This window comes from Anaerolinea thermophila UNI-1 (assembly GCF_000199675.1).
GTDB classification, from domain to species: domain Bacteria; phylum Chloroflexota; class Anaerolineae; order Anaerolineales; family Anaerolineaceae; genus Anaerolinea; species Anaerolinea thermophila.
Window position 1 is genome coordinate 387,509 of the sequence record NC_014960.1, and the last position, 25,253, is coordinate 412,761.

Annotated in this window: 23 protein-coding genes; 14 read left to right on the plus strand and 9 right to left on the minus strand. The window is 57.1% G+C overall.

Annotation, left to right across the window (positions count from 1 at the left end; translation table 11 throughout):
* Positions 1 to 8: 8 nt before the first annotated feature.
* The gene (gene der, locus ANT_RS01765; RefSeq protein WP_013558787.1) at positions 9 to 1,376 is read right to left on the minus strand and encodes a ribosome biogenesis GTPase Der; all 1,368 of its coding nucleotides are present in this window, start codon (positions 1,374 to 1,376) and stop codon (positions 9 to 11) included.
* A 161-nt stretch (positions 1,377 to 1,537) separates the two neighbouring features.
* Between der and ANT_RS01770 the strand changes: the two genes are divergently transcribed.
* The 3 genes from ANT_RS01770 (at position 1,538) to ANT_RS01780 (ending at position 7,261) form a co-directional block, all read left to right on the plus strand.
* Complete coding sequence (locus ANT_RS01770) at positions 1,538 to 2,359, plus strand: M55 family metallopeptidase (RefSeq protein ID WP_013558788.1); 822 nt, start codon at positions 1,538 to 1,540, stop codon at positions 2,357 to 2,359.
* A gap of 183 nt (positions 2,360 to 2,542) precedes the next feature.
* Positions 2,543 to 4,396, plus strand: a complete 1,854-nt coding sequence (locus tag ANT_RS01775; protein ID WP_013558789.1) for a tetratricopeptide repeat protein — start codon at positions 2,543 to 2,545, stop codon at positions 4,394 to 4,396.
* A gap of 3 nt (positions 4,397 to 4,399) precedes the next feature.
* Positions 4,400 to 7,261, plus strand: coding sequence for a transglycosylase domain-containing protein (locus ANT_RS01780; protein WP_013558790.1), 2,862 nt, complete (start codon positions 4,400 to 4,402; stop codon positions 7,259 to 7,261).
* A 6-nt stretch (positions 7,262 to 7,267) separates the two neighbouring features.
* Here the strand turns inward: ANT_RS01780 and ANT_RS01785 are convergent, their stop codons facing one another.
* The 3 genes from ANT_RS01785 to ANT_RS15960 all read right to left on the minus strand — a co-directional run bounded on the left by ANT_RS01785 (position 7,268) and on the right by ANT_RS15960 (position 11,640).
* Entirely contained in the window at positions 7,268 to 7,783 is a 516-nt protein-coding gene (locus ANT_RS01785; protein WP_013558791.1) for a redoxin domain-containing protein, read from the minus strand.
* 45 nt (positions 7,784 to 7,828) lie between these two features.
* Complete coding sequence (locus ANT_RS01790; protein ID WP_013558792.1) at positions 7,829 to 8,629, minus strand: aminoglycoside adenylyltransferase domain-containing protein; 801 nt, start codon at positions 8,627 to 8,629, stop codon at positions 7,829 to 7,831.
* Between the two features lie 107 nt (positions 8,630 to 8,736).
* Positions 8,737 to 11,640: an HD domain-containing phosphohydrolase gene (locus tag ANT_RS15960; protein WP_013558793.1), complete on the minus strand. Its 2,904-nt coding sequence runs from the start codon at positions 11,638 to 11,640 to the stop codon at positions 8,737 to 8,739.
* A 289-nt stretch (positions 11,641 to 11,929) separates the two neighbouring features.
* Between ANT_RS15960 and ANT_RS01800 the strand changes: the two genes are divergently transcribed.
* The 3 genes from ANT_RS01800 to ANT_RS01810 are packed head-to-tail and all read left to right on the plus strand — an operon-like array spanning position 11,930 to position 14,173.
* A complete protein-coding gene (locus ANT_RS01800) occupies positions 11,930 to 12,850 on the plus strand; it encodes a DUF8754 domain-containing protein (protein ID WP_013558794.1) in 921 nt (306 codons plus the stop codon).
* The gene (locus ANT_RS15965; protein ID WP_013558795.1) at positions 12,847 to 13,614 is read left to right on the plus strand and encodes a nucleotidyltransferase family protein; all 768 of its coding nucleotides are present in this window, start codon (positions 12,847 to 12,849) and stop codon (positions 13,612 to 13,614) included. The genes ANT_RS01800 and ANT_RS15965 overlap by 4 nt, the downstream gene beginning before the upstream one ends.
* A gap of 4 nt (positions 13,615 to 13,618) precedes the next feature.
* Positions 13,619 to 14,173 (plus strand): phosphatase PAP2 family protein, encoded by a 555-nt coding sequence (locus ANT_RS01810; RefSeq protein ID WP_013558796.1) that lies wholly within the window; start codon positions 13,619 to 13,621, stop codon positions 14,171 to 14,173.
* A 59-nt stretch (positions 14,174 to 14,232) separates the two neighbouring features.
* Here the strand turns inward: ANT_RS01810 and ANT_RS01815 are convergent, their stop codons facing one another.
* On the minus strand, positions 14,233 to 15,273 hold the full coding sequence (locus tag ANT_RS01815; RefSeq protein WP_013558797.1) for a glycoside hydrolase family 5 protein: 1,041 nt from the start codon (positions 15,271 to 15,273) through the stop codon (positions 14,233 to 14,235).
* A 133-nt stretch (positions 15,274 to 15,406) separates the two neighbouring features.
* Between ANT_RS01815 and ANT_RS01820 the strand changes: the two genes are divergently transcribed.
* The 5 genes from ANT_RS01820 to ANT_RS01840 all read left to right on the plus strand — a co-directional run bounded on the left by ANT_RS01820 (position 15,407) and on the right by ANT_RS01840 (position 19,275).
* The gene (locus ANT_RS01820) at positions 15,407 to 15,631 is read left to right on the plus strand and encodes a hypothetical protein (RefSeq protein ID WP_013558798.1); all 225 of its coding nucleotides are present in this window, start codon (positions 15,407 to 15,409) and stop codon (positions 15,629 to 15,631) included.
* 184 nt (positions 15,632 to 15,815) lie between these two features.
* A complete protein-coding gene (locus tag ANT_RS01825; protein WP_172634562.1) occupies positions 15,816 to 16,202 on the plus strand; it encodes a CPBP family intramembrane glutamic endopeptidase in 387 nt (128 codons plus the stop codon).
* 53 nt (positions 16,203 to 16,255) lie between these two features.
* The gene (locus ANT_RS01830; protein ID WP_013558800.1) at positions 16,256 to 17,470 is read left to right on the plus strand and encodes a M28 family metallopeptidase; all 1,215 of its coding nucleotides are present in this window, start codon (positions 16,256 to 16,258) and stop codon (positions 17,468 to 17,470) included.
* Between the two features lie 178 nt (positions 17,471 to 17,648).
* Positions 17,649 to 18,563 carry a hypothetical protein gene (locus ANT_RS01835; RefSeq protein WP_013558801.1) on the plus strand — a complete coding sequence of 305 codons (915 nt, stop codon included), beginning with the start codon at positions 17,649 to 17,651 and terminating at the stop codon, positions 18,561 to 18,563.
* A gap of 64 nt (positions 18,564 to 18,627) precedes the next feature.
* Positions 18,628 to 19,275, plus strand: a complete 648-nt coding sequence (locus ANT_RS01840) for a methyltransferase family protein (protein WP_013558802.1) — start codon at positions 18,628 to 18,630, stop codon at positions 19,273 to 19,275.
* Here ANT_RS01840 and ANT_RS01845 read toward each other — a convergent pair.
* From ANT_RS01845 to ANT_RS01860, 4 genes are all read right to left on the minus strand, one after another.
* The gene (locus ANT_RS01845) at positions 19,247 to 20,545 is read right to left on the minus strand and encodes an alkaline phosphatase family protein (RefSeq protein WP_013558803.1); all 1,299 of its coding nucleotides are present in this window, start codon (positions 20,543 to 20,545) and stop codon (positions 19,247 to 19,249) included. The genes ANT_RS01840 and ANT_RS01845 overlap by 29 nt on opposite strands.
* A 14-nt stretch (positions 20,546 to 20,559) precedes the next feature.
* Positions 20,560 to 21,300, minus strand: coding sequence for an ABC transporter permease (locus ANT_RS01850; RefSeq protein WP_013558804.1), 741 nt, complete (start codon positions 21,298 to 21,300; stop codon positions 20,560 to 20,562).
* The gene (locus tag ANT_RS01855) at positions 21,297 to 22,058 is read right to left on the minus strand and encodes an ABC transporter ATP-binding protein (protein ID WP_013558805.1); all 762 of its coding nucleotides are present in this window, start codon (positions 22,056 to 22,058) and stop codon (positions 21,297 to 21,299) included. Before ANT_RS01855 ends, ANT_RS01850 begins: the two co-directional genes overlap by 4 nt.
* Positions 22,059 to 22,134: 76 nt before the next feature.
* Positions 22,135 to 23,103, minus strand: a complete 969-nt coding sequence (locus ANT_RS01860; protein ID WP_013558806.1) for an ABC transporter substrate-binding protein — start codon at positions 23,101 to 23,103, stop codon at positions 22,135 to 22,137.
* Positions 23,104 to 23,315: 212 nt separating this feature from the next.
* Between ANT_RS01860 and ANT_RS01865 the strand changes: the two genes are divergently transcribed.
* The 3 genes from ANT_RS01865 to ANT_RS01875 all read left to right on the plus strand — a co-directional run bounded on the left by ANT_RS01865 (position 23,316) and on the right by ANT_RS01875 (position 25,251).
* The gene (locus tag ANT_RS01865; RefSeq protein WP_013558807.1) at positions 23,316 to 23,666 is read left to right on the plus strand and encodes a roadblock/LC7 domain-containing protein; all 351 of its coding nucleotides are present in this window, start codon (positions 23,316 to 23,318) and stop codon (positions 23,664 to 23,666) included.
* 16 nt (positions 23,667 to 23,682) lie between these two features.
* Positions 23,683 to 24,315 (plus strand): V4R domain-containing protein, encoded by a 633-nt coding sequence (locus tag ANT_RS01870; RefSeq protein ID WP_013558808.1) that lies wholly within the window; start codon positions 23,683 to 23,685, stop codon positions 24,313 to 24,315.
* A gap of 84 nt (positions 24,316 to 24,399) precedes the next feature.
* On the plus strand, positions 24,400 to 25,251 hold the full coding sequence (locus ANT_RS01875) for a response regulator (RefSeq protein ID WP_155817969.1): 852 nt from the start codon (positions 24,400 to 24,402) through the stop codon (positions 25,249 to 25,251).
* The last annotated feature ends 2 nt before the right edge of the window (positions 25,252 to 25,253 follow it).

Below are 25,253 nucleotides of genomic sequence, written 5' to 3' on the forward strand. Positions count from 1 at the left end.
TATGGACATTAATGCCGGGGTTTCAGCACAAAGCGGATGGGCGTGCCTGTAAAGGGGTACTCTTTGCGGAAAACGTTCTCCAGAAAACGCAGGTACGAGAAGTGCGCCAGTTTGGGGTCGTTGCAGAAGAGCAAGAAAGTAGGCGGATCGGAGCGCACCTGCGTGCCATAGTAAATATGAAGCGAACGTCCGCCGCGCACCACCGGGGCGTGGCGTTCCTGGGCTTCCTGAATCAAGCGGTTGATGGTGCCGGTGTTGAGACGTGCCAGGCGCTCTTCCTGCACGCGCAGTGCCAGCGGAAGCACCTGATCCACCCGCTGACCGGTCTTGGCAGAGATGAACAGGATGGGCACGTAGTCCATGAAGTTCAATTCGTGGCGCAGGCGGGCGGTGTACTCCGCCATGGTGTGGCTGTCTTTCTCCACCGCGTCCCACTTGTTGACCAGCACCACGGCGCTCTTCCAGGCTTCCAGGATGAACCCGGCAATGTGGGTGTCCTGCGCGGTGATGCCGGTGGTGGCGTCAATCATCAGCAGGGCAACGTCACTGCGTTCGATGGCGCGCAGAGAACGCAGAACGCTGTACTTTTCCACGCCCGGCTCAATCTTGCCGCGGCGGCGGATGCCGGCGGTATCAATCAGGGTGATGGGGACGCCATTGTACTCGATGCGTGTGTCCACGGCATCGCGGGTTGTGCCGGGAATCGGGCTGACGATAGCACGTTCCTCGCCCACCAGGCGGTTGAGCAAACTGGATTTACCGGCATTGGGCTTGCCCACAATGGCAATCTTGACCGAGTCGTCTTCGCCGGCTTCTTCCACTTTGGGCAAACTGGCAATCAGGTCGTCCAGCAGGTCGCCGGTGCCGGTGCCGTGCAGGGCGGAGATGGGGTAGGGCTCGCCCATGCCGAGTTCGTAAAACTCGCTGGCAACCGCACGCAGGTTGGCGCTGTCAGCTTTGTTGACCACCAGAAACACCGGCGGGTAGGGTTTGCCGTCCACCATTTGCTGTTTGCGGCGCAGAATTTGCGCCACCTCGCGGTCGGCGGGGGTTAAGCCGCTGATGGCATCTACCAGGAAGAGGATGGCGTCGGCGTCCTGAATGGCAAGTTCGGCTTGACTGCGAATTTCCTTAATAAATTCCGCCGAGCCAATAGAGAGCGGTTCACGCCCGGCGCGGGCGGCGCTGGGGTCGATCCCTCCGGTGTCCACAATATCAAATTCCACGCCGCTCCACTCCGCGGTGGCGAACAAACGGTCGCGGGTGGTGCCGGGGATGTCATCCACAATCGCCAGCGGCTCGCCTGCCAGACGGTTGAACAGCGTGCTTTTTCCGACATTGGGTCTTCCAACCAGTGCCACAATTGATCTTGCCATGGCTGTATTTATAACATGTCTGGATGTTCCGGACAAGGCATGGAAAGTGTGCCTTTTCTACTTCCCAAATTGGAGAGGGGATGATAGGATAACCTTCAGGGGTTAATGGTTCTGTGGACTGCCACAACCGAAACTATGGATTGTATAAAGGATAAATCGCCATGAAACTGTATGTGGTGTGTGACCTGGAAGGGGTGGCGGGAGTCGTGAATCACCTGCAACAATGCCGCTGGAATGCAGAAAAGGGCTGGTACGCGCCGTTTCTGGAGCAAGCCCGCCGCCTGGCAACCCTTGAACTCAATGCGCTGGTCGAGGGGGCGCTTTCTGCAGGCGCAGAAGAAGTCATCGCCTGGGATGGACACGGCAACTTCCCCGGCGGGTTGGATTATGAACTTCTTCATCCCGCCTGTAAATTAATCCTGGATGCCGGCGATGGTGGTCCGGCAGGCTTAGACGGCTCTTTCGATGCGCTTTTGCAGTTGGGACTGCATGCCATGGCAGGCACACCGCGCACCGTGCTGGCGCATTCCTTTTACAGCCATCTGCTGGAATACACGGTCAACGATGAAGCCGTGGGGGAGATCTGGATGAACGCCTACACTGCCGGGAAAGCGGGTGTGCCTTTCATCTTCCTGAGCGGCGACCGCGCCGCCGCCCTGGAAGCCCAGCGATTGGTGCCTGAAATGGAAGTAGCAGTGGTTAAGGAAGGTCTGTCAGATCGCCCTCTTGGATTGAACCATCCCCAGCCGGCACTTTGTCTATCGCCGCAGGCGGCGCGGAAGACTATCCGCAAAGCGGTGGCAAAGGCGTTGTGGAAAGTGGGGAAGATCGCTCCCTTCACGCGCAAACCGCCGTTTACCCTTCGCGCCCGCTTCAGCGAGGAATGCTTTGCCGAAGAACGCGCCAGTCTTCCCGGTGCGCGCCGTGTGGATGCCTTTACGGTAGAACTGGCAGGGGCAGAAGAGCCGTGGTTGTTGCTGTAAAGAGGCGAAGCATTTCCAGGATGCAGAGTTAGATGTGCCTGACAGGCGGGCAGAAGGTGTCTTGCTCATCGGCGTAGCGGGGATTTGCCAAACAAATCCCCGCACCATGTTCCCCCTTAACAACCCCCTGACACCTGCGCCAGAATCCTTGTCTGAGAAAAGAGCCTGTGCTAAACTGATTTTATGACCGCCGAAGATACCATTTACGAAGAGGCGTTGAGTGCGCTGAAAAGCGGCGACCTTCCTCGCGCCCGCGATTTGTTTACCCGCCTTTTGCGCATGAATCAGAACAAGCCCGAGTACTGGGTCTATATGAGTGCCACGGTGGAAATCGCCCGCGAGCGAGCCTACTGCCTGCAGGAAGCCCTCAAACGTGACCCTCACAATGTGGATGCCAGGCGCGGATTGCAGATTCTCGGGCTTCAGCCGGTGGATGAAGCCCAGGTCATCCCGCTCAAATGGCAGAAGCGCAACTGGGAAGTGGTTGCCCCGGTCAGCGAAGCGCCGGCACCGCCGCTGATCTCGCCGCGCACCGTTTTTGCTGTTGTAGGCGGTCTGCTGGCGCTGGCGGTGATTGTGGTCCTGGTAGTCACCGGACTTAACCGTCCACGGCAGCGGCCTATTGTGATTCCTCGCGACCTCAACTTGCCCGCTACCATGACCCCCACGCCACTTCCCACCGTAGCCGCGCAGGCTTCCCCCTCGCCGACCTTTATCGGCCCCACACCGCTGTGGATGAAACTTCAGGCGACCTATACGCCTACCCCGTTGTACGTCAACACCCCGCACCCCATCAGCGAAGCCTACCGCATTGCTATGCGGGCTTACTCGCGGCAGGACTGGCCCGGTGTGCTGAACTATCTGCAGCAGGTGGTTACCGTTCAGCCCGATGCTCCCGACCTGTACTATCACATGGGCGAAGCCCTGCGCTTTCAGGGCAATGCAGAGCAAGCCATTGCCTATTACTCCCAGGCCATCAGCGTGAACCCGCAGTTTGCCCCGGCTTATCTGGGGCGCGCCCGGGCACGTCTGGCTCTGGGTAAGGAACTGGACAAAGCCCGCCAGGATTTGGAAACCGCCCTTGCCCGCGATCCACAACTGGGTGAGGCCTATCTGGAACTGGCACATCTGGAATTGATTGAGAAAAACCCGGAAGAAGCCCTGCAACTGCTGGCACAAGCCGATTCCCTGCTCCCCGATTCCCCGCTGGTGGCACTGGCGCGCGGTGAAGCCTACCTGGCGCTGGGCGAGGTGGATGCCGCGCTGGAGCAGGCACAACGCGCCAATACGCTGGACCTGACCCTTCTCCCCGCTTACCGTTTGCTGGGTGCGGTCCTGCTGGAAAAGGGTGAGGTAGAGCAAGCCGTTGAGCCGCTGGAAACATACCTGCTTTACGAGACCAATGACCTGGAAGCCTATATACTGGCTTCGCGGGCTTATGAAGGCGCGAATCGTTTGCCCGAAGCCCTCAAAGCCCTCGATCGGGCGCTGGCGCTTAACAGCCGTTCGCCGGAGATTTACATCCGCCGCGGTGAACTCTATCTGGCGCAGGAAGAATTTGACAAAGCTATTGACGACTTCAAAGCCGCTTTCCGCCTGAAGAAAACCTACACTGCCGGTATGGGCTGGGCAAAAGCCCTGCTGCTGGGCGGTTACCCCGGCGATGCCTACATGAAGTTTGAAGAGACCAAAGCACTGGCGGAGAGCGACGCTCAGAAAGCCGAATTGTACTACTGGGAAGCCCAATCGCTGGAGGAACTCAACGAAGTGATTGCTGCCATCAACACCTGGAACAAACTGCTGGCGCTTCCCGAAGATGCCGTCAAGCCGGAGTGGGCGGAGTATGCCCGCCAGCGCCTCCAGGTGCTGGTTACTCCTACCCGTACGCCTTTACCCTCCGCCACCCCCACGGTAACGCGCACCTCCGCGGCTTCTTCTACTGCCACTCGCGCCTCCGGATTGACTGCCACCGCCACCCGCACGCCCACGCTCCGTACCACCGCTACCCGCACACCCACTCCCAGTCCGACGAAATAGCCTGTGCGTGCCGTTCCGCTTGCTCTCCTGCTGAAAAAACGACAGCGCCGTGAATGGATGCGCAGGAAGCGGGGCTTTTCCCCGTTTGTCCGTTTCCTTATGGGATTGCTGGTGATTGTCCTGCTGGCGCTGGGTGCAGGCACAGCCCTGACGGCGGTATGGATGTCGCAAATCACTGCCGGTCTTCCAGACGTGTCCACGCTTCCCGACTTGCTTTCCCCTTCCGGTGAGGGAGTCTTTCAGCCCACCCGTTTGTACGACCGCACTGGTCAGCACCTGCTTTATACGCTGGAAAACCCCGGACTTACCCGCCGCACCCTCAGCATCGACCCCGCGCGTCCTGATCATCTTTCCCCTGAAGTGATTCGTGTTGCCATTCCTCTGCTGGATGCCACCTTCTGGGAAAACCCCGGCTTTGACGCCAGTAATCTGCTTGACCCCTATCCGCAAACCATTGCCGAGCGCCTGGTGCTGAACCTGTTGCTGGACCGGGAACAACCCGATTCGCGGCGCGCTTTGCGCATGCGCCTGTTGGCGGCGCAGGTGGTCTCGCGCTATGGACGCCGTCAGGTGCTGGAATGGTATTTGAACAGCGCGCCTTTTGGACATCTCACTTATGGCATCGAGTCGGCGGCGCGTTTGTATCTGGATAAATCTGCCAGCGAACTCAACCTTGCCGAAGCCGCGTTGCTGATTCCCCTGCTCAATACCCCTGCGCTCAACCCGCTGGACGCCCCAGCGGCGGCGAAGGAAAACCAGCAAGCCGCGCTGGATGTCCTGCTGGAAAAGAACATCCTCACGCCCGAAGAACATCAACGTGCCCGCAGTACCCCCCTGCGCCTGCGGGAGAGTTTTCCTGAAAGCCATTCGGTGGCAGGGGCTTTCACCACTCTGGTGCTGGATCAGGTTGCCGCTCGGTTGGGACGTCAGCGCCTGGAACGCGGCGGCTTGCGCATCATCACCACGCTGGATTTAACGCTCCAGCAGGAACTGCAGTGCAGTGTCCAGGCCCATCTGGCTCAAATTCAGGGGCAGTCCTATCAAGCCATTCTGCCCGATGGCTCGCCCTGCCAGATGAGCCGCTTACTGCCTACCCGTCCGCCCGTGGAGCGCGCCTCTGAAGCCCTCACTGCCAGTGCGCTGGTGATGAACCCCCAAAATGCCCAAATTCTCGCCTTTGTGGGCGATACTTCCCGGGCTGGCGAAGCGGCGTATCTCTCGGTGCATCCTGCGGGCACGCTTCTCCTGCCTTTTGCGCTCGTCACCGCTTTTGCGCGCGCGTACAGTCCTGCCACCATGGTGTGGGATTTACCCCAGGACCTCTCTCTGCCCAACCTGGACGGCACCTTTCACGGTCCCATTCGTCTGCGCACCGCTCTCGCTAACGATTACGCGGGAGCGCTTTCCCGGGTGTTGCAGCCAATGGGGGGAGAGGTTCTCTGGCAACTGGCGCAAGCCCTGGGACTGGAAGACCTGAACTTCGGTTCCCGATCGGGCGCCTCCTGGGAAAGTGCCCGCTTCAGTCTGCCACAACTGGCGCAGGCCTATGCGCTCTTTCCGAATATGGGCACGGTTTACGGGGTTCAGATGGAAGACTATCGCCCGCTTCAGCCGGTCACCGTGCTGTATGTGGAAGACGGGCAGGGGAATATCCTGCTGGATTTGACCCAGCCGCAAAGTCGCACGCTGGTCAGCGCGCCGATTGCCTACCTAATGCATCATGTTCTGAGTGATGAGTCTGCCCGCTGGCAAACGCTGGGCTACCCCAATCCGCTGGAGATTGGGCGTCCTGCAGGCGCCAAGATTGGCAGAGCCAGCCGCGGCAAAGACCTCTGGGCGGTGGGTTATACCCGCGATCATCTGGCGGTAGTATGGATGGGAGAGTCCACTCCGGAATCGCAGTTGCCCTCTCTGCGGGTTACCGATGTGGCGGCGCTCTGGCATGCCGCCATGCAGTACGTCAGCCGTGACCTGCCGCCGCGCGACTGGGAAGTGCCTGCGGGGGTTTCTACCGTGCAGGTGTGCGAACCTTCGGGACTGCTCCCCACCCCTGCCTGCCCGCAGGTAGTTTCGGAAGTCTTCCTGACGGGCAATGAACCCGTCGCTTACGATACCCTCTATCAGGTGGTGCAGATTAACCGCGAGACGGGCAGGCGCGCCACGGTCTTCACCCCGCCCTCGCTGGTAGATGAAAAAGTGTATATGAATCTGCCCCCTGAAGCTCTGGAATGGGCGCAGTCGCAGGGCATTGAGATTCCCCCTGAGAAATACGATGCCATTCAAATGCCGCTCATGCCTGAAAATGCGCAGATGACCCACCCCGCGCCCTTTGCCATGGTTCACGGCGAGGTCATCATCCGCGGAACAGCCAGCGGAGCGGGATTCACCTTCTATCAATTGCAAGCCGGTGAGGGCTTAAACCCGCAGTCGTGGATTGAAATTGCCAGTGGCGACCAGCCGGTGAAAAACGGGGTGCTGGGCAAATGGAATACTACCGGACTGGAAGGACTGTATGCTCTGCGCCTGCAGGTGATACGTGCTGATCAGACAGTGGATACCGCCATTCTGCAGGTGACGGTGGACAACACTGCGCCGTACGTGCGCATTCTCTCGCCCCTGCCTGAACAAACTTTCACCCTCAAGCCGCGCCAGATCATCACCCTGCTGGCTGAGGCGGAAGACACCGGCGGCATTGCCCGCGTGGAATGGTGGCTGGATGGTCAGAAGATTGGCGAGAGCCGTGTGGCGCCTTTCAGTTTGCCCTGGCAGGCAGGTGAAGGACAGCATACTCTGCTTGTCCGCGCCTTTGATGCGGCGGGTAACATGGGCGAAACTTCGCTTATCACTTTCCGAGTGTCTCGATAGGTTGGTTTACTCCGGCATCTCCCTCACGATGGTGCATCCGTAGGAAGGGATGTGCTGGATGGCGGGCGTTTCCCCTTTCAGAATGGCTTCGAGGGCTTCCAGGGCGTAAAAGCGGGCAGGCACGCGCTGACGGAACGAGGTATCGTCCAGTGCACCGTGATAACGCAGGATGCCGTTGGCGTCCAGCACAAAACAGTGGGGGGTGGTGACGGCTTCGTATACATCAGCCACCCGGTGTCCCGCATCTACCAGTACCAGCGGTAAACCGCGGGCTTGCGCCACCTCGCGGATTTGCTCGGAAGTTTCATTGGCGTTCGAGGCAATGGAAATCCACACTGCCTGATTTTGAAATGTCTTCCAGCGTTCCACCAGCAGGCGGTCAGCCTGCTCTGCCCAGGGACATTCGGCAGACCAGAAGTTGATGAGGACAGGTTTGCCGCGCAGGGCAGAGAGGGTTACCGCTTCGCCACTGACAGAAGGCAGGGTGAAATCTGGTGCGGGTTGGTTGAGGATAAGGGGCATTTTATATCTCCAATAAAGGTCTTAAGAAGATATTTTACCTGCTCTTTAAATGCCGACGGTTTCCATGGCATGACGGATGAACGCCACCGTTTCATCCAGTTCATTCACATCAGGCGCACCGTTTGGAGACATGCGCCCCTGCCAGGCGCGCTGAATCAAGCCGTGCCAGCGCGGTTCGAGGGTGTCCAGTGCCCACTGCATGGCTTGGAATTTGGAAACCACCTCGCCATGTATCAGGGTGTACAGAACCCGGCACAACGAAAGCACCACATAGGACTGATACCCGCGGCTATCCATTTTCTGCGGGTTTTCCACTAAGCCCTGCGCCCATGCCGAAATGACCGCATGCATGGCGTGCTTCAGGACTTCCGGTGTGGGTGGGGTGTACAGCGTGCGCGGATCAGCTCCATAGAGCACAATCCCGCGGTGATAGAGGATGTGGCGGTGGATGGTCCACCAGCCCCAATCGTGGTCGGTAAGTTTGAGGCGTTCCTGCCTGCCGCGCTCCAGGTTGGGGTGGAAGCGCTTTTCGGGGTCGAAATCTCGAAGAAAACTTAACGGCAGGTACGAGCCTTCCAGTTCCATTGCCCAGGGGGTCGGAAAAGTAGCCAGGCGTTCGTGCATGGCGTAGAGGGCTTGAAAGGTTTTTTCGTCTATCGGCTCGGTGGTTACGGCAAGAAAGTCCACATCGCTGGCGGTGTCGAACCCACCGTTGGCAAGCGATCCTTCCAGATACACGCCAATCAGGCGCTCTTTGAGAATGTTTCGCATACCTTCCAGCAACTCACGCAGAAGGAAAGTAATCTCTGGATAATCTTCGAGGAATGCGGGAAGAGGTAAATCCATAGGCTGTAATGAAGCATCCTTCCACAGGTGTGAAGTATGAAAACAAAACGTGCTTGCCTGTAAAAGACAGACAAAAATGCAAGGAATATTGTAAGCGTTCTCTTGAATTACTCAAACGGAGATTCTTCTTCCAGCATTTCCAGAAATAGCGGGACGAGGCGCGGGTCGAAGTGCTTGCCGGCTTGGTCTATCAGGTACTGGCGCACCTGTTCGGGCTTCCACGCTGGTCGGTAGGGACGGTCAAAACTGAGCGCATCCCATACATCGATCACGGCGAACACCCGCGCCGCTAGGGGAATTTCTTCGCCTTTTAACCCGTAGGGATAGCCGGTGCCGTCCCATTTTTCATGATGGTATTGCGGAATCACCATGGCGGGGCGCAGATATTCAATTGCCGAGAGCATGCGCGCGGCGTGTTCAGGGTGCTTGCGCATGATTTCCCATTCTTCATCGGTCAGGTTGCCCTCTTTGAGCAGGATGCTGTCAGGGATGGCCATTTTACCGATATCGTGCAGAATGGCGCCGATGCGAATGCGTTCCAGTTCTTCCTCGGGGATGCCCGCACGGCGGGCAAGCCGCACCGTCCATTCTGCCACGCGGCGGCTGTGTCCCTCGGTTTCTTTATCACGGCGCTCCAGCGCAATGGAAAAGCCCTGAATGGTGGCTTCATAAGCCCGGCGCAGTTCTTCGTTGGAGCGTTGCAGATTTTCCAGCAGGTCGGCATTGTAGATGGCAATGGCGGCTTGTCCAGCCAGTGTTTCCAGGTAGTCCATCCAATCGCGTTCCAGGGTGAGCGGTTGGCGCTGGAAAATTTCCAGCACGCCCTTGACTTCGCCTTTGGCTATCAGCGGCAAGCCGATGAAGCTGACGAAGCCTTCCTGTTTCATCCCCGGCATGACCAGGTGCTGCATCAGTTCTTCGGGCAGGTTGTTGATGACAATTTTCTGGCGGGTTTCAACAATCCGCCCGGCGTAACTCTCTCCAAAGGCAAGGCGGAACTTTTCCGGTTCGGCGTATAAAAAGCCATCTCCGGTAATCCCCGTCAGGGCATGTTCCTGCACGTCGTAGCGCAAAATGGCTGCTGCATCCACTCTTAAGAGAGTCATCAGTTGAGAGAGCAGAATTTGCAGGGTAAAGGTCAGGTCGGCGTTGGCGGTGATGGAGGCGTCAATCAGTTGCAGGGCTGCCAGGCGTTGAATCTGCTGATCCAGGCGCAGTTCGGCTTGCTTGCGCTCGGTAATGTCCAGTAAGTACCAGGCAAAGTGACGCACACTGCCGTTGCTTTCATAACTGACGGTGTTGAAGTCGTACACCCAGCGAACACTGCCATCGGCGCAACGCACGCGGTACTCGCGCTCAAAGGTGGATGACCTTGCCATCAGGTGGGCTTGCGTCTGTTCGATGACGCGATCACGGTCGTGAGGGTGGATCAGGATGTCGTAGAAATCCTTCAGGGTAGTGAATTTTGCCGGTGTGTACCCGAAGCGGGTGATGTTGGGTGAAACATACTCCACAGGGTGATCCCCCGAAGTGCGCGCGCGGAAGACAATCACCGGACCCTGGATGAACATTTGATAACTGCGTCGCAGGGCTTCCTCAAAGGACAGGCGCTCGGTAATGTCGCGCGCAACAATGCGGTAGCCGCGCACTTCGCCGTTGCCCAGCGCGGCAATCACCACTTCGCCTGGGAATGTGGAGCCGTCTTGTTTCAGGAAGCGCACCACCAGCGGACGGGAAACCTTCCCGGGTTGCAGGGAGTGACACAGATTCTGGAAGGCAGGGACTTCCGGCAAGGGAATCATGGAGATGAATTCGGTGTTCTGCAGGGCGCTGAAATCTGCAGAAGTGGTATTGGACAGCGCGGCGCGGTTGGCGTAAGTCAATTTGCCTTCCGCGTTGACTTCAAACACCATGTCGGGCAAAAGGTCTGCCAGCTGCCGGTAGCGGGCTTCGCTCTCTGCCAGCGCCTGCTGACGTTTCAGGATGGCATGTTGCATGCGCTGGATGCTGGACGCCAGTTCGGCAATTTCGCGGGAAGAGATGGCAATCGTGGAAAAGGATATCCATTCACTGTAATCGCCGGAAGTCAGTTGTTTTACCCGCTCGTTGAGGATTTCCAGCGGGCGCACCACGATACGGTTCAGACGTTTTTCCATCTGAGTCACCAGCACAGAAGCGAGCCAGGGCACCAGCAGAAGGGTTGCCAGGGTGCCTGCCACGTACCATCCCATGCCAGTCAGCACTGCCCGCTCCACGACCAGCGTCCAGCCAGGGGTGGGCATGTTTACCCGGGTTGCCAGGCGTAAAGGCTGAGAAGAACCGGAAATCCAGTTGAAACCCTGGACGCGGGCAGGGGGCTGGACGAAACCATTTTCCAGGTCATTCCCTGCCTGCAAGAGGGCATTGCCTTTGTCATCGTAAATGCTCCAGCGGGTAAAGCGGTTGTCGAAAAGCATTCCCATGTTGCCTCGGGCTTTCAACCGCTCCACGTTGATTTCACCCATCAGGTACATGGATGGAGTCAGCGGTATGGCTGCCATCACCACCTCGAGCCCTGAGAAGGGGCTGTACTGAGGCGTAAAAAAGAGCGGGGGCATTTCGGGTCTGAGGGAAGAAAAATAGGGTTGGTTGCTGAGATTCCAGCGCAACACATCTTTTTCGAAGGGCGCCAGTGCCAGTACATCCCCCTGGTCGTTGATCGCGATGAGCCGGTCCAGTTCGCTCACAGTACGGCGCATTGCCTCAAGGGCGGCAGAATGGGCTTGGGGGGAGTGGCTCCAGTCCAGGGTTTGAGTGGCTTGCATGGCTTCGAGTGCATCCTGCAAACCTGCATCCAGTTCCTGTGCCATCAGGCGCGCATAGGTGTACTCCCGTGAGATCAATGCCTGCCAGACCACACCCCACGCCGCGAGGTTGACCAGCACCATGGCGATAAATAGCGGAACGAACAGACGGCTGATGAGCATCCGCTTGAGAATCTTCGCCAGTTGGGAAGGGATGGGTGGCTTCACGGTGCGTTTTTTCCTTAAGAGATGGGCGATTCAGCCCATGGCTATCAATCTAGAACCCAGGAAAAAGATGGAAGGATAAAGGCTTACTTGTGACCGATAACGAATACCATAAAATAGTATACCTTCAAAATCTTCATTCGGGGACTGGGGAATGGATTACAAATGCGTTTCTCTTCTGCCGTGCAGGAGTTCCTTTTCATGGATGAACCGTTCGGGATGACTCTTTGCGTAATCTGCTTGTTCGGGGTATACTCACCCTGCGTTTGACCCTTGAGGGAGAAAAAAGAGCATGAAACGCGCAGTCAGTATTAGCATCGGGTCTTCTAAACGAAACAAAACTGTGGAAATCGAACTGCTTGGCGAGCGGGTGCGCCTGGAACGCATCGGCACCGATGGCGATATGGACAAAGCCGCCCAGTTGTACCGCGAACTGGACGGTAAAGTGGATGCCTTCGGCGTGGGCGGCACCGATTTGGGCTTGCGGGTTGCCGACCGCTGGTATCCTCTCCATTCGGTCAGTCGATTGGTGCGGGATGTGCGCCAAACGCCGGTAGTGGATGGCACGGGCTTGAAAGCCACCCTGGAAAAGCGTGTGGCGGGGGTGTTGGAGCAACTGGCTCCGTCCCTGCCGGAGAAAACTGCCCTGGTCACCACGGCGGTAGATCGCTGGGGGCTGGCGGAAGCCGCCCTCAATGCAGGCTTTCGGGTGACCTTTGGGGATTTGATTTACTCGCTGGGCATTCCCATTCCGTTGCACAGTCCGCGCAGCATTCGCCTGATGGCGGCGTTGCTCTTACCGGTGCTTTCCCGTTTGCCCTTTGAGTGGCTGTACCCGGTGGGCGAAAAGCAAGGACAACGTAACCCCAAACACACGCGCTTTTTCCAGCAAGCCGCGGTAGTGCTCGGCGATTGTCACTACATTTACCGCTACATGCCCGATGATATGCGCGGGAAGGTCATCGTCACCAACACCACTACCCCCGAAGACGTGCAAACCTTCCGCGCCAGTGGCGTGCGCTGGCTGATTACCACCACGCCGGTTCTGGAAGGGCGTTCATTCGGTACGAACATGATGGAAGCGGCAATCCTTGCCGCTGCCGGCAGGCGCGAGCCGGTCAACTATGCTCAAGCCGATGGCTATTACCGCTGGCTGGATGGCGTGCTGGATGAACTGAAGTTATCGCCACAGGTGCAGGAGTTGAACGCATGAAAGCCATTCTTGCCGCCGGGGGAGAAGCCTCGATTCAAGACCCCTTATACCCGTACACGCAGGGTAAGCCCAAAGCCCTGCTGGAGATGGCTGGCAAGCCCATGGTGCAGTGGGTAATTGATGCCCTCAATGCCAGTTCGGTGGTTGACTCCATCGTTGTGGTAGGCTTACCGCCACACACCCCGCTGGAAAGCCGCCTGCCTTTGCGCATTCTCCCTGACCATCACGGCATGCTGGAGAATTTTCAGGCAGGTGCGCGTGCCATTTACGAGGAAGAACGCCGCGATCAGATGGTACTGGCGGTCTCTGCGGATATCCCGCTCATCCGTGGGGAGATGGTGGACTGGGTAGCGCAAAATACGCAGGATATTGAAGCGGATGTGTACTATCATATTATCGAGCGCCATGTGATGGAAACCCGTTTCCCTCAATCCAAACGCACTTACCTGCGCATCGAAGGACGCGAGTACTGTGGTGGCGATTTGAACGCCCTGCGCCTGAAAGCCGTTTTGGAAGCCGATTCTCTCTGGAACGCCATGGTACAGGCGCGTAAAAATCCCCTCAAACAGGCGCAGTTGATTGGCTGGGACATTCTGCTCTTGCTTCTTCTGGGGCGGTTGACCATTCCCGAAGCCGAACGGCGTTTCAGCCGGCGTTTGGGATTGCGCGCCCGTGCCATTTCCTGCCCGTACGCCGAACTGGGCATGGATGTGGATAAACCCGTGCAGTACGAACTTGCTCTGCGAGAACTTTCGGCAAGGTAAAAGCATGGCGTCTTCCATCTGGAATTGGGTACAACGGTGGGATGACCGCTGGACACCGCGCTTTACCCTGAAGCCGGGCGGTGGTTGGATATGGCGCAGTGCGGCAGTTCTGGCACACTCCGGCGATTCCTGGTTTTGGGTGGGCGCGCTGGCGCTGGTGTGGCTCTTCACCACCGGAGATTGGCATCGCCGCGCGGCATTGCTGGCGGCGGCGGTTGGGGTTCAGGCGCTGGCGGTATTTGCCCTCAAGCAGTTCATTCGCCGTCCGCGTCCCGAGGGTGAATGGGGGGCGATTTACCGCAATGTGGACCCGCATTCCTTCCCTTCCGGACATGCTGCGAGGGCGGCTTTGCTGGCGGTGATGGGCTTGGGGCTGGGACCGCAGTGGTTTGCCGTCCTGTTGCTCATTTGGGCGCCGCTGGTCAGTCTGGCGCGGGTGGCAACGGGGGTGCATTATCTCTCCGATGTGCTGGCAGGCATCTTGCTGGGGAGCCTGATGGGCGCGGGGATGCTGGCGCTTTCCGACTGGTTGATGCGTTTGTTCCCCTTTTTCTTCTAAGGAAAAAAGCAGGCTGCCCTGCCGAAGGACAGCCTGCCATCAGAGGAGTGGAAATGGCTTCAGCGCTGGCTGACGATTTCCACCAGTTCCTGACTCTCCACTTCGCCTTTCCAGTTCACCAGGCGGAAATCCATCTCTTTGTAACTCCACACCGCTCTGCCAATGCCGTGCTGGCGGAGCAATCCCACGATGTCACGGTGCCAGTTCAGGCGGCTTTCCAGCGGAGCATGGTCGATTGCGCCGTATTCGCCGCAGTACAGGGGCAGATGCGTCTGTTCAAGGAAGTCCACTGCCGGTTGGATGAAGTACCTGAGCATGTCAAGGTTCATTACCTTGCCCCGGTATGCGGCAAATTGCTCTGCATACTCCGGGTGTTGAGCGAGAAATTCTTCCAGATGGGGAATCTCGCCCGGGTAGGGGGTAGTGGTGTCAAAGGCTTTCAGGAAATCCACCCAGTAGGCTTTCTGATGGGTGAAAGGCATGGGTTCGTAAAAATGGAAGGTGTAAACGATATGCGGGTCGTCCACCCGTACCAGGTCTTTAAGCGTCCACGCTGAATTGTAATGGTTTCCTCCAATCATGATCCAGCGTTCGGCATCTACCGAACGAATACGCCGCACAGCCCGCTGAGCTAACTCGTTCCAGGGGGCGCTGGTGGGCAGGACGACTTCGTTCATCAGTTCGAAGATCAGGGTGGGGCGTTCTACCTTGCGGTAACGCCGCGCAAAAGTCTCCCACAGGGCAAGGAAACGTTCCTGCAAATCCACATTCTGGAAGAGGCGGTTTTCTTCCAGGGTGTTGAAACTGAACCCCGGGGCGCGGTGCAGGTCAAGGATCAGGTTGAGGTTGTACTTCTCACACCACTCAATCGTGCGGTCTACGTAGCCAAATCCGCGCTCGTTGTAAGAAAAGGGGTTGTCGTCCGATTCGAAAATGGGGTAATCCATGGGCAGGCGGATGTGATCCATCCCCCATGAGGCGATGCGGGCAATGTCTTCCTCTTGGATAAAGGTCTCAAAATGCTGGTAATCAAATGAGCCGTATTGGGAGATCCACCCCCCCAGATTGACGCCAGCCTGAAAGCCGGAAAGAGTCTCCATGGGGCGCTCCTTTCTACCATGTTGTGGAGAGGGAAAAGTGAACGTTCAACTGATTATAATGCAAAATTTATGGTGAGGAGGCAGTTTTTGTTATCCTGAAATCAGGATACGTTTTCCTGTTTTGAGTCATCAAATGATAAAACTTAAGGCATGGCTTGAATCGCTGGCAATCTTTGTCCTGACTCTGGTTTTGATTGCTGGAGCCAGTCAGTCTTCTCTGGACAGGTGGGAAAGAGGAGTCTCTGCCCGCCCGTTTGTGGAATATGCGGTGATGGTGGCGGTGTCCTGTCTCTTCCTGCTGGCTTTGCGCCGCAATCCTGGGGAATATGGAATTTCTCTCAGAAATTTGCGGGAGTAATTCCACAAGGCGCTTCGCGCCTTTCCGGCAGTGGCGGTGGTCAGCGCTATCTCCGGTATGGTCAATTCCCGGCAATGGCACGGTGCGCTGATTTTAGCCGGAGCGTATCTTGCCTTGCTGTTGGTTTTGGGCAAGAGCATGGAGGCCCTTGTCAACCCCAAGGGGCATGGGCTCGCAGGGGGGGATGGCTTTAAGCCTCATGTCGTGGGCGGGAAAAGCGCTGGTGGCTCTGGTGTTTTACTGTTTTTTTCTTGGTCTCGGGGAAGAACTGCTCTTTCGAGGTTATCTTCAATCGCGGCTCAATCAGGCGTTTGGAAAACCCTTTCTGTTCTTTGGGGTTGCCTGGGGATGGGGCGTGGTGCTTTCTGCGGCGCTGTTTGGTGGGATGCATCTCCTTAACTTGGGGAGTTTGGTAAGTGGGCACTGGCAACCAGCGCCATGGTGGGGGTTGTGGACATTTTTTGCCGGGCTGGTGATGGGGTTTGTGCGGGAGAAAAGTGGCGGGATTCTTGCCCCGGTTCTTTTGCACGGGCTTCCGCAGGCGCTTGCCGAAGCAGTCCTTGGGCGGTGAAGGCTTCAAAGGTCATTGGTTGGTAGTTTTTTTCGTTTTTTGAAAGGTTTAACATGAACATAGAAGATGCCCGTAGATACCTGAAGATGTTATGTGAAGACATCCCCGACCGCAGTGTGGGGAGCGAGGGCAACCGCCGCGCTGTTGCCTTTTTCACAGAATTGGTTTCTTCTTTTGGCTGGCAAACCGAAACGATGGCGTTACCGGTGATCGACTGGCAGGAAAGAGGGGCTGACCTGCGCATCGGGGAACAGTCGTTTGATGTGCGGGTCAGTCCCTATTCGCTGGGGTGTGCGGTCGAAGCGCCATTGATCAGCGCTGAGACGCTGAAAGAACTGGAACGCCTGGAAGTGGAAGGAAGAGTACTGCTTTTGCATGGAGAACTGACCCGTGAGAAACTCATGCCCAAAAACTTCCCGTTTTACAATCCTGAGGAACACCAGCGCATTCTGGCTCTGCTGGGACAGAAACAGCCTGCCGCGCTGATTTGCGCCACAGGCAGAAATGCCGCCGTAGCGGGCGGCGTGTACCCTTTTCCTCTCATCGAGGATGGCGATTTTGACATTCCTTCTGTATTTACCACCGAAGAGGCGGGACAGGTTTTGCTTTCCTGCGTGGGTAAAACGGTGTGGCTGGAATCACGTTCCAACCGCATTCCTGCCTTTGCGGATCAGGTGATTGCCCGCAAAGGGAATAATCCCGACAGGCGCGTGGTCGTCTCTGCGCATATCGATGCCAAAAAAGGCTCGCCCGGCACAATAGACAACGCGATCGGCGTGGTGGTTTTGCTTTTCCTTGCCGAATTGCTCAAAGAATATCACGGAGACCCCGGAATTGAACTTGTTCCCTTCAACGGCGAAGACTACTACGCCGCGACCGGACAAATGGAGTACCTGCGGAAAAATCAGGGGCGCTTCCACACCATTTGGCTGAACATCAATCTGGATGGGGTGGGGTACAAAGACGGCAAAACGGCGTTGTCTTTTTTCAACCTGCCCGAATCTGTCAAAATGCACATGGATGAAATCCTCGCCCGATATGAGGGCTTGGTCGAAGGCTTCCCCTGGGTACAGGGAGATCACAGCATTTTCATTCAGCAGGGATGCCCTGCCGTTGCCGTCATCTCTCAGTGGCTTTTGGAACACCTGGACTCTCAGGAGATCACCCATACCTCTAAAGATGCCCCTTCAATCGTTGATCCCCACAAACTGGTGGAAATTGCTGTAGCGCTGAAGGATTTCCTGAACAGCCTCTCAGAGTTAAATTGATTGGGTATGGGCGGCTGAGGAATTTCCTGACATTCATTTCATTCCAACTGACAGAATCCAGGTAAAAAGTAATCTATTTTCGTACACAATTCGTATTATAATAACAGGTAACTTCAAGGGTGATGCACTGGCTTCATGCACAAGAGCCCTTCCCTTCCACACCTTTCCGAAAGGAGGGATGAAACGTATGCATCAGACCATGCTTTTTCCCGATGCACTTCGCGAATTTACCTTCGCTAAAAGTTATGAGCAGATTGTTCAGTTACTTCAGGACTATCCCGAACTGGATGAGTATGTCATCCCCATCCTTTCGCTGATGAGCACGCTGGGCTTGATGCTGGAAGTCGAGAAAGCCTTTGGGGAAACTTCTGAGACTCAGGAAAGGGTGATCGAAATCGTTGACCCCGCTACCATTGAAATCTTGCAGCAAAAACCCACCGCTCGGGAAACTGCCCAGACTATCAACCTGCTGATTTCCATTGGGCGCAGAAATCCTGCCGTCTTTACCGAAGAAGCCTGCACCATGCTGAAAATTCTGGCAGAGGGCGATATTCCCGCCAACCTGAAGCCAAAGTTATTGCGTTACCATGCTGCCTTGAGGGCGAGCCGGGATTCGGGGTTTGACCTGGAATGGGCGCTGAAGAAAAAGCGCGAAGCTGAGTGGGTGGATGAGGATTGGGAAAAGGCGGATCAACAGAGCGAACAAATGAAGGCGTTTCTGCTTGCCCCGAATGTTGAAAGCGCCCGTGCCGTAGTCCATCAATCGCACTGGCTGGAACCCTACCTGGAAGAGGGCGGGCTCTCATTTAGCGGTGAAGACCTGTCCCTTCGGCATGGATTAGCCCATGCCCTGTGGGAAAAATCCTGGTGCAGGGTGCGCCGCACAGTACGGGAGTATGCTGAACTGACCACTCCCAGAGCCTGGGAAGTGCTGGACCAATTTGCAGAAACCGCCAAAAAGCATCAGAAGAAGCAAACCGTTCATGAGGTGCTTGCCATCAAGTTCGAGTACTTCTCCGTGCTTTTGAAGAAGTGTGCCGAGCAGGGTGTGGATCGTGTCTTCCTGGAGTATGCAAATCATTTTGTAGCCTGAGGAAGGCTGGAAAAGTCTTTCCATCGGGTTAGACACTTGCCCTTTCTTTCCGTATAATGAGGGCATGGATATTCCTTCCGGATTCTGGCTGACTTTGCTTGCCTGTGCCGGCTATGGTGCGATTCACTCGGCACTGGCTTCCCACACTGTCAAGGGCTGGGCAGAGCGCCGCTTTGGGCAGTTTGCCCGGCGCACCTACCGGCTGTTTTTCGTCTTGATGGCTTCGCTGACCACGCTGGCTTTGCTTGCCGTCCCTTTGCTCTTGCCCGACCGTCCGCTGTACGTGATTCCCTTCCCCTGGATAATTCTGACCCTGGCGGTGCAGGCATTTGCCGTGTGGGGCTTGCTGGCGGCTCTCAGCCAGACGGACGCGCTTGCCTTTCTGGGACTGCGCCAGTTATCTGCCCCCGAGCCATTGCGCCGCCGCGCCAAAAGCGGAGAACTTGTCACGCGCGGGTTTTACGGCAGGGTGCGCCACCCATTGTATTTGTTCTCGCTCATCCTTCTCTGGCTGTTTCCGGTGGTTACCTGGAACATTCTCGCGCTGATGATTGGCTTGACGGTCTATCTGTACATTGGCACTCTGCTGGAAGAGCGCAAACTGCTGGATGAGTTTGGCGAAGCCTATGCCGAGTATCGGCGTACCACGCCGATGATTTTCCCCCGTTTGTTGCCCGGGCGTGTTACAAGACCACGCCAAGAAGGGGAGTGAGCATCTCGGCGCGGCTCAGCCCGCCGTGACGCCCCAAGAGGGTGTTTTCCTTCAGTCCAAAGTACCAGTAATAATCCTCACGGGGCAGGATGACGAAATCGCCGATGCGCTCCCACAGGCAGGGGGCAGGTGTGGTTTTGCCCAGCCAGCCGGTCTGGACGAATTCCGTTGCGGGGAGTACCTCAAACCGTCCATTCCAGAGTTCAGCCACGGCATCCTGAAACGCCCGCTCTTTCCCTGCGCGCACAAAGGCAAACGGCAGGCGCGCTTCGCCTGAGGGTACCATCGTCAGGCAGTCCATCAGGCGGGGATGACGCCGCACCTCAAACTCCGCCCGCCGAGGGGTAGGGATGTGCCCGTGATCGGCAGTGAACAGGAGAAGCGTTCTGCCACGGCTGTGTTTTTGCATTTCACGAAAGAACAATGCAAACTGCTGGGTGAACATCAGCCATTCGCGCCACACCCGCGGATTGCCCGGGGAGAAACGGTGCATGGCTTCGTCCACTGCGCCCCAGTAAGCATGAATATAACGTGGATAGGGGGTGCGCTGGGTGACTACCTGTTCCAGGGTAACGAACAAATCACCCGGAGAGCCCACCGGGAAAATTTCCGCGCCGGCATAGAGCATTTGCGACAAACTGGAACGGGCTATGGAGCGGTGTAACAACACCTGCACGCCTACCCCCTGCTCGTTCAAGGCTCTGCCAATGCTCGGCACGGGCAGAAAAGTTTCGGGGTTGAAGCCCGCCAGCCGCAGGGTAGCGTTGCCTTCGCCAAATACGGCAGGCTGGAAGGTAATCATGTTGGTCAGGATGCCATATTCTTTGAGAAAGAGTTCGTACCCTATTACGCCGTGCTCTGCGGGGAGCGCACCCGTCCACAAACTCACCAGCGCGGTGGCGGTAGTGCTGGGGACGACGCTGGTGAGCGGAGCCAGCACGCTTTCGGCAGGCAGATGCGCCCAGAAGCGCAAGTCTTCGTCTCGGGAGGCGCGCTCCAGCGTGTTTTGCATCCAGTCCAGCCCGATGCCGTCCACCAGAATCAGGATGACGGTGTCGAAGCGGGTATTCCATTGTTGAAACGCAGGATGCGCCAGCGGGGGGCGCAGGGCGGCAGGGGCATCAGCCCCCAGCCACTGGAAGATGCTGGCGGGCAGGTTGACCAGCGAGTAGCCTGCGTAGTGGGGGAAGAACCACTCGCTCCCGGAAGGGAAGACCTGCCTCTGCAGGCGTTCGATTTCGCTTAAGCCCTCGGCAACGGCGTTTTTCATCGTCTACCTTCCTTTCAGCGGATTTGCCAGCGGCACAATCGGCGTTCCAGTCCATCCACCAGGAAGTACAACCCCAGCCCCAGAAAACTCATCGCCAGGATGCCGGCGTACATGGCAGGGTAATTTAACAGAGTACTGCCCTGAAAGTAAATGTAGTAACCCAGTCCCACGCGGGTGGCAAACAGTTCCGCCACATACAGCACCGCTACCGCCGTGCCGATGGACTGCCGCAGGGCGGTCAGAATGCCCGGCAGGCTGGCAGGCAGGTACACGAAACGGAAGAGGGCGCGCCTGCCTGCGCCAAGACTGCGCACGGAAAGAATCAACTCGGGGCGCAGGGCGGCGGCTTGATCGCGCACCAGCACCAGAATCTGGAAAAAGAGGATGAGGAAGATAACCAGAATTTTCGAGAGGTCGCCAATGCCGAAGAAGAGCAACAGCACCGGCACAAACACCACCTTGGGGATGGGGTACAGCAGGTAAATCATGGGTGTGAACAGGCGGTTCAGGCGGCGGCTCTGTCCCAGCACCAGCCCGGCTGGCGCCGCCAGCAGGATGGAAAGCAAGGTACTGGCAACCACCCGCCACAAACTGGCAAGGAAGTGCTTGGGCAAATCGCCTGAGAGGGTTTCCTGCACCAGGGCACGCAGTACACGCCAGGGGTCGGGCAGAATGGGCTGATTGACCAGCCACGCCAGGATCTGCCAAAGGGCAAGCAATGCCAGAAGAGCCAGTAGGTAATCGCGGCGTTTCATGGGCGATTCAATACCTCCCGTAAAAACTGGCAAATTGCCTGATATTCCGGGGTGGTGCGGTAATTGGGCTCGCCTGCACCGGGGTTGTCCACCACCAGCGCCTGCGTGTTGGGGGGATTGCCCAGCACCAGGATGCGTTTGCCCACCATGGCGGCTTCTTCGATGGCGTGTGTCACCAGTACCAGCGTCAGGCGCTGGTCTGCCCACAATTCCATCACCAGCATTTGCAGTCCTTCGCGGGTGGGGGCATCCAGCGAGGAAAACGGCTCATCCATGAGTAACAGGTCAGGCTCCAGCGCCAGAGTGCGGGCAATAGCCGTGCGCTGGCGCTGTCCGCCGGAGATTTGTGAGGGGAACTGGTTGGCAACCTCCAGCAATCCCAGCCGTTCCAGCCAGGGGGTTACATCGGTTCGGGGAACGTAATCTTTCGGGGCATGGATGCCGTCGGCGCCGTAGAAATTGCGCACCCGCAACCCAAGGGCGGCGTTCTCGCGCACGGTTGCCCAGGGCAACAGCCCGTAATCCTGGATGATCAAGCCCGTGTGCGGACGCGGACGGGTGAGGGGCTGACCTTCCACCAGCACCTGTCCCTGCGTGGGGAAGAGCAGTCCCGCCGCCAGTGCCAGCAGGGTGGATTTGCCACACCCCGAGGGACCCAGGACTGCCCAGGCGTCGCCTTTTTCCACGCGCCAGTTGAAATCCAGGAAGATGGGTGTGCCGTGGCGGTAATGAAATGTGACTCGTTGAAATTCCAGCATGCCTCTATCTCAAAGAAAAATGGGTTATGAGGATTGTACTCCATCATAACCCATTCTCGAAAGTCAGTGTTTCAGGTTATTTCTGAGGCAGGAAGGAAGCAGTGATGACATCCTGATAAGCCTGATCTGCCTGCAGGAAGCCTTTTTCCTTTGCCCAGGTGAGCGTGTCCATGAACTGCTCTTCGGTAGGGACTCCCGCGGTGACGAAGGGCGGGACGACAAAATTCTCCGCCAGCGGTGCAGGCAGGATTTTATTGTCCACCAGCAGTTGCTTCCACTCGGCTTTGGCAGGGTCGGCATTGATGAGCGCCACAGCATCTTCCAGCGCCAGCAGGAAGCGCTTCACGGCATCGGGGTTGTTCTTCAGCACCTCTTTGCGGAAAGTCCAGGTGCTGAAGGAGTACTGCGGGTAAGCCGCATCGGAGATGATGGCGATGCTGCCTTCCTTCACCGCTACACTGGCAAGCGGTTCAGGCAGGACAGCGGCATCCAGTTCGCCACTCTTGACCAGCGCCAGGCGGGCGTCAATCTTGGGAACGGAAGTCAGTTTGACTTCTTTGGGGTCCACGCCCTCTGCCATCAGCAGGCGCTCGGTGACGTATTGGATGATCGTGCCTTCGGAAATACCCACCGACTTGCCTTTCAAATCGGCAACCGATTTCACACCGCTGTTGGGGTTGGCAACCAGAGTGAACAAAGCGGCGTCCTTGGTGGCGGCACGGGCATAGCGCACCACCTGAACGCGGGCGCTTTCCTTGTTAAAGTAAAGCGCGGAGAGTACTTCATTCAGCATACCATCTGCCTGACCCGCCGCCACCAGTTGGTCGCGCTCGGGGGCAGAACCGGCGGGGATGAACTCAACGGTCAGGTTATACTTGCTGAATAACCCCTGCTGTTGAGCAACCAGGATGGGCATGGTATCCAGAATCGGCAGGGCGACGACTTTGAGCGTAGCAGGCTGGCTGGTGGGGGTTGCCTGCGGGGTGCAACCCAGCAGACTCAGCATCAATGCCAGAACGAACAGAAACACAAGAGTTTTCTTCACCTTTTTCCTCCCAGAATACAGACAAAATTCGGCAGGATTATACTCACTTAACAGTTACTTTACAATCTTCCAGAGACGGGAAAGTTGGCAGCCTGGCTTTCTTGACTCTGAAAAAAGGCTGTGTTAAAGTATCATATAAGGGCGTTAGTCCTGTCAAACCCGATCCAATCCCACTTTAAAGGAGTGTTGCTTTGACGAAATCCCGCACCCAAATGATGGTTGATCGGTTGCGCGAGTTGCAGGCTTCGTCGCCCGACATTGAAGCCTCAGCGGTAGTTAGTGTGGACGGGCTGACGATTGCTTCTGCGCTCCCGCAAGGGGTTGAGGAAGATCGCGTCTCGGCAATGTCGGCGGCAATGCTTTCGCTGGGCGAACGCATTGCTAATGAATTGGGACGCGGCTCCCTGGAGCAGGTGTACATCAAGGGCGAAAAAGGCTATGTTGTCCTGATGTCGGTCGGAGAAGAAGCCGTTCTCACGGCGCTGGCACGCGAACAGGCAAAATTGGGTTTGATCTTCCTGGATATGCGCCGAGCCGCGGAAGACCTGACCAAACTGATCTAGGAGGGAACCCTGCCTCATGGAACCCATTCCGAAGAGTGGCTTGTACTACTCCAATAAAATGGCACGTCTGGCGCTGCTGGCGCTGGAAGAAGTCATGGGCAAGAATGGCTTGAACGCCATTCTTAACCTCGCGAACCTCTCCCATCTGATTGACAATCTGCCCCCGGATAATCTGAACCGCGAGTTTGATTTTGCAGACTTTTCCATGCTCAATGGTGCGCTGGAAGAAATGTACGGTCCGCGCGGTGGGCGTGGGCTGGCAAAGCGTGCTGGGCGGGCAGTTTTCATGGAAGGGTTGCGTAACTTTGGCGCACTGGCTGGGGCTGGCGATCTGGCGTTCAAGATTTTGCCGCTTTCCACCAAATTGCGCATTGGCATCCCCGCCATGGCAAAAATCTTCAGCACCACCAGCGACCAGTACACCACCGTAGAAGAAAAAGAGGATCACTTCGTTTACACCATTCACAAGTGCCCGGTGTGTTACGGACGGCACACCGATAAACCCTGCTGTCATATTGCTACAGGGGTAATTCTGGAAGGCTTGCGGTGGGTTTCGGGTGGCCACGAATTCAAGGTGGAAGAGGTGCGCTGTATTGCCTGCGGCGATCCGACCTGCGATTTCATCATCTACAAAGAGCCCGAATCCTGATTCATCCCACCAGGATTCATTCATTTCGGCGTGTGGGAGATTGCGCTCGTCTCTCCCATTTTTCTTGTGTGTGCAGGTGAGCCGGTGAACGAAAAGAAGCCAACCCTCTTGATTGTAGAAGATGACCTGGACATTGCCGATATGCTGAACGCCTACTTTCGCGTTCAGGGGTACGAAGTCCAGACGGTGAACTGGGGCGAGGATGGGGTGCGTGCCGCACAGAGCGGTATGCCCGATTTGATTATTCTGGATATCCGCCTTCCCGATATTGACGGGTTTGAGGTTGCCCGCCGCTTGCGCACCAACCGCCGCACCCGGGATATCCCCATCATTTTCCTGACTGAGAAACGCGGGCGCGATGACCGTCTGAAGGGGCTGGAGCTGCAAGCCGATGACTACATTACCAAGCCCTTTGATATTGCCGAACTGCGCCTGCGGGTGCGTAATGCTCTGCAGAGGGCTTCTCAGGGCACGCTGGTTAACCCGGTGACTGGTATGCCGGAAGGGAAACCGGTGGATGAAGCCCTGGAGAGCAGTCTGCATCAACCCGATGCGGCTTTGCTGGTGGTGCAGTTGCGCAATCTGGAGCGCTTCCGCGACGTGTATGGCTTTGTGGCGGGCGATGACCTTTTGCGCGCTGTCTCGCTGATGATGCGCGACACGGTCATTCAGTTGGGCGGCGAAGAAGACTTTTTTGGACATCTCACCCCCTCAACGTTTGTGATTGTCACCCGCGATCACAACGTCCATGCCATCAGCGAGCGCATTCGCCGCCGATTGGAGCAGTCTTTCGATTACTTCTACAGCGATCAACATCGCGAGAGGGGCTTGTTTGCCGACCGTCCCCTCTCTCTGGAAATTCATACGCTGAAGCCTTCCACACTCCAAACCCAACTGGAAGGGTTGAAAACGGCGCTCCAGCAGTTTTATCATTAGTC